General features: G+C 63.8%; 5 protein-coding genes. 4 read left to right on the forward strand and 1 reads right to left on the reverse strand.

Annotation, left to right across the window (positions count from 1 at the left end; genetic code table 11):
• The first annotated feature begins 109 nt into the window (after positions 1–109).
• The 3 genes from ctaD (at position 110) to JCM9942_RS11830 (ending at position 3,351) form a co-directional block, all read left to right on the forward strand.
• Positions 110–1,720: a cytochrome c oxidase subunit I gene (ctaD, locus tag JCM9942_RS11820; protein ID WP_054659884.1), complete on the forward strand. Its 1,611-nt coding sequence runs from the start codon at positions 110–112 to the stop codon at positions 1,718–1,720.
• Positions 1,721–1,865: 145 nt separating this feature from the next.
• A complete protein-coding gene (locus tag JCM9942_RS11825) occupies positions 1,866–2,453 on the forward strand; it encodes a cytochrome c oxidase assembly protein (RefSeq protein ID WP_256202371.1) in 588 nt (195 codons plus the stop codon).
• A 22-nt stretch (positions 2,454–2,475) separates the two neighbouring features.
• Positions 2,476–3,351 carry a cytochrome c oxidase subunit 3 gene (locus JCM9942_RS11830; RefSeq protein WP_054659888.1) on the forward strand — a complete coding sequence of 292 codons (876 nt, stop codon included), beginning with the start codon at positions 2,476–2,478 and terminating at the stop codon, positions 3,349–3,351.
• Positions 3,352–3,398: 47 nt separating this feature from the next.
• Here the strand turns inward: JCM9942_RS11830 and JCM9942_RS11835 are convergent, their stop codons facing one another.
• Positions 3,399–3,617: a twin transmembrane helix small protein gene (locus JCM9942_RS11835; RefSeq protein ID WP_054659890.1), complete on the reverse strand. Its 219-nt coding sequence runs from the start codon at positions 3,615–3,617 to the stop codon at positions 3,399–3,401.
• A gap of 90 nt (positions 3,618–3,707) precedes the next feature.
• On the opposite strand from JCM9942_RS11835, the gene JCM9942_RS11840 reads away from it, so the two are divergent.
• Positions 3,708–3,973 (forward strand): SURF1 family cytochrome oxidase biogenesis protein (locus JCM9942_RS11840; RefSeq protein WP_304941141.1); only part of this gene is annotated, 266 nt, incomplete at its 3' end.

The raw sequence follows: 3,973 nt of genomic DNA on the forward strand, positions 1-3,973 counted from the left end.
CGCAACCCGAAGCCGCGCTCGCGCCAACAGCCAGCGGTGCCTGATATTCCAGCGTGCCGGCGTGACGGCCGGCGCGATGCCTGAAAACGGATAACGAGGTGTAGTTGCAATGGCGAATTCCGCAGTCGAGCACTCCGATCACCACGGGCACCAACAGGGCTTTTTCGAACGCTGGTTCTTCTCCACCAACCACAAAGACATCGGCACGCTGTATCTGCTTTTCAGCTTCCTGATGTTCATCGTCGGCGCGGCGATGAGTGTGGTGATCCGCATGGAGCTGGCGCAGCCCGGGCTGCAGTACGTCAAGCCGGAATTCTTCAACCAGATGACCACCGTGCACGCGCTGGTGATGATCTTCGGCGGCGTGATGCCGGCCTTCGTCGGCCTGGCCAACTGGATGATCCCGCTGCAGATCGGCGCGCCGGACATGGCGCTGCCGCGCATGAACAACTGGTCGTTCTGGCTGCTGCCGGTGGCCTTCACGTTGCTGTTGCTGACGCTGTTCCTGCCGGGCGGCGCGCCGGCCGGCGGCTGGACCATGTACCCGCCGCTGTCGTTGCAGGGTGGCTACAACGTCGCCTTCAGCGTGTTCGCCATCCACGTCGCCGGTGTCAGCTCGATCATGGGCGCGATCAACATCATCGCCACCGTGCTGAACATGCGCGCACCGGGCATCGACCTGCTGAAGATGCCGATCTTCTGCTGGACCTGGCTGATCACCGCGTTCCTGCTGATCGCGGTGATGCCGGTGCTGGCCGGAGCGGTGACGATGCTGCTGACCGACAAGTTCTTCGGCACCAGCTTCTTCAATGCCGCCGGTGGTGGCGACCCGGTGATGTACCAGCACATCTTCTGGTTCTTCGGCCATCCGGAGGTCTACATCATGATCCTGCCGGCGTTCGGTGTGGTCAGCGAGATCCTCCCCACCTTCAGCCGCAAGCCGCTGTTCGGTTACCAGGCCATGGTCTACGCGACCGCGGCGATCGCGTTCCTGTCGTTCATCGTGTGGGCGCACCACATGTTCACGGTGGGCATGCCGCTGGGGGGCGAGATCTACTTCATGTTCGCCACGATGCTGATCTCGATTCCGACCGGGGTGAAGGTGTTCAACTGGGTCAGCACGATGTGGGAAGGCTCGCTGACTTTCGAGACACCGATGCTGTTCTCCATCGCCTTCGTGATCCTGTTCACCATTGGCGGTTTTTCCGGCCTGATGCTGGCCATCGTGCCGGCCGACTTCCAGTACCACGACACCTATTTCGTGGTGGCGCACTTCCACTACGTGCTGGTCACCGGCGCGGTGCTGGCGCTGATCGCCGCGGTCTACTACTGGTGGCCGAAGTGGACCGGCCGCATGTACAACGAGTTCTGGGGCAAGGTGCATTTCTGGTGGACGATGGTGTTCGTCAACCTGCTGTTCTTCCCGCAGCACTTCCTTGGCCTGGCGGGCATGCCGCGCCGTATCCCCGACTACAACCCGGTGTTCGCCGACTGGAACCTGGTCAGCTCGATCGGTGCGTTCGGCATGTTCGTCACCCCGTTCCTGATGGCGGCGATCCTGCTGAGCTCGCTGCGCAACGGCAAACGCGCCGAGGCCCGGGCGTGGGAAAGCGCGCGCGGACTGGAGTGGACGCTGCCGTCGCCGGCACCGGCGCATACCTTCACCGTGCCACCGGTCATCAAGCCGGGCGATCTGGCCCACGATGACGTCACCCACTGAAACAGGGGAAACAGATGGACCCTCGCCCATTGCAACCTGAGGAGCTGGCGCTGCGTCGCCGCCGCTCGCGCCGCACCGCGCTGGTGGTGGGGCTGTTGGCGGTGGCGATCTACGCCGGTTTCATCCTTTCCGGCGTTCTGGCGCATTGACCACGCCCGCGCCCAAACCCGAGCGCAATGCCGGCATGGGCCGGCTGATTGGCGTGGCATTGGCGGTGTTTGTGCTGACCTTCTCGCTGGTGCCGCTGTACCGTATCGCCTGCGAGAAGGTGTTCGGCGTGCGGCTGGAGCGCGGTGCGAGCCCGCCGGCGGCGGCCTCGGCCGGCACCAGCAAACGCACGGTGCGGGTGGAGTTCGATGGCGGGGTCAATTCCAAGCTGCCGTGGGCCTTCCATCCGGAACGGCTGACGATGGATGTGGTGCCGGGCGAATTGAACGAGGCGCTGTACTTTGCCCGCAACGACAGCGATCGCGCGCTGGTCGGTAGCGCGGTGCCGTCGGTGGCGCCGGCACGGGCGTCGGGCTACTTCAACAAGACCGAATGTTTCTGTTTCACCGCGCAGACCTTGCAGGCCGGGGAAAAGCGCGACATGCCGGTGCGTTTCATCGTTGATCCGGACCTGCCGGCCGACGTCAAAACGATCACCTTGTCCTACACGTTCTTCAAGAATGATGCGCTGACAGAGCAGCTGGTTTCGGCCTCGGCCGCGACCGCTGCGCATGCGGCCCCCTAGATCACGGACCCGGAAGCAAGCCATGGCCCACAACACCTCTGATGCCAATGTCTACTTCGTGCCGAGCCACAGCAAGTGGCCCTTCGTCGGCTCGATTTCCATGCTGGTGATGATGGTGGGAGTGGCCAGCTGGTTGAACGACGCCGGCTGGGGGCGTTGGACCTTCTTCGCCGGGGTGGCGATGATGGTTTTCACCCTGTTTTTGTGGTTCGGCGATGTCATCCGCGAGTCGGTGGCCGGGCGCTACAACCACCAGGTCGATGGCTCGTTCCGGATGGGAATGGTGTGGTTCATCTTCTCCGAGGTGATGTTCTTCGGCGCGTTCTTCGGTGCGCTGTTCTACACCCGCCAGATGGGCCTGCCGTGGCTGGGCGGTGAAGGTCACGGGGTGATGACCAACGAACTGCTGTGGGACGGCTATTCGGCGGCGTGGCCGACCAATGGCCCCGGCGATATCGGCGGGGCGTTCCAGACCATTCCGGCGTGGGGGCTGCCGCTGCTCAATACGCTGATACTGCTGAGTTCGGGCATCACGCTGACCATTGCCCACCACGCGCTCAAGGCCGGTAGACGCAAGCAGCTGTTGCTGTGGCTGGGCGCGACGGTGGTGCTGGGTTGCGTGTTCCTGTTCTTCCAGGCCGAGGAATACATCCACGCCTACAAGGAGCTGAATCTGACCCTGGGCTCGGGTATCTACGGCTCCACCTTCTTCCTGCTCACCGGTTTCCATGGCGCGCATGTGGCGCTGGGCACGATCATGCTGGCGGTGATGTGGCTGCGTGCGGCCAAGGGCCACTTCAGCCGCGACAACCACTTCGGTTTCGAAGCGGCGGCGTGGTACTGGCACTTCGTCGATGTGGTGTGGCTGATGCTGTTCCTGTTCGTCTACGTGCTGTAGGCGATGCGCCGGCCGCGTCGCATCGGGCAACGCGGCCGTGGCCGGACTCAGCCGCCGACTCCGTGCGGCTTGATCCAGCCGCTGTAGATGCCAAGGACCACCAGCAGGATCAGCGCCACCGACAGGGCGATGCGCCGGGTCAACGCGTTGACCGTGCGCTTGGTCTGGCCGCGATCGATCATCAGGTAGTAGAGGCCGGCCCCCAGATTCCAGACGATGACGATCAAGAACGCGATTACCAGCAGGGTCTTCAGCGAATCATTCATGCGCGGCTCGGCGGGTGGGAAGTCCCCGCTATATCACCTGCTCGCGGCCGGCTTGTCATGACGCGACAGCACACGGTCTTTTCCGGATGGGTGCTCGCCTTCGCCGTGGCGGCGGTGTTCATGGTGCTGGGCAGTTGGCAGCTGCAACGCATGCACGAAAAGCAACACTTGCTGGCGCAACTGCCGTCGGCAAGCGCCAGCACGGTGACGCTGGCCGAGGCGGTGCGCTCGCCCGATGCCCTGCACTGGATAGAGGATCGATTGCGGTTTGTTCCGGGCACGGTGTTGCTGGACAACCAGTTGCGCGAGGGCCGCGCCGGCATCAAGGTGTACCAGGCCGCGCGGGCGGAGTTGGT

This window comes from Stenotrophomonas pictorum JCM 9942 (assembly GCF_001310775.1).
Classification (GTDB): Bacteria; Pseudomonadota; Gammaproteobacteria; order Xanthomonadales; family Xanthomonadaceae; genus Stenotrophomonas; species Stenotrophomonas pictorum.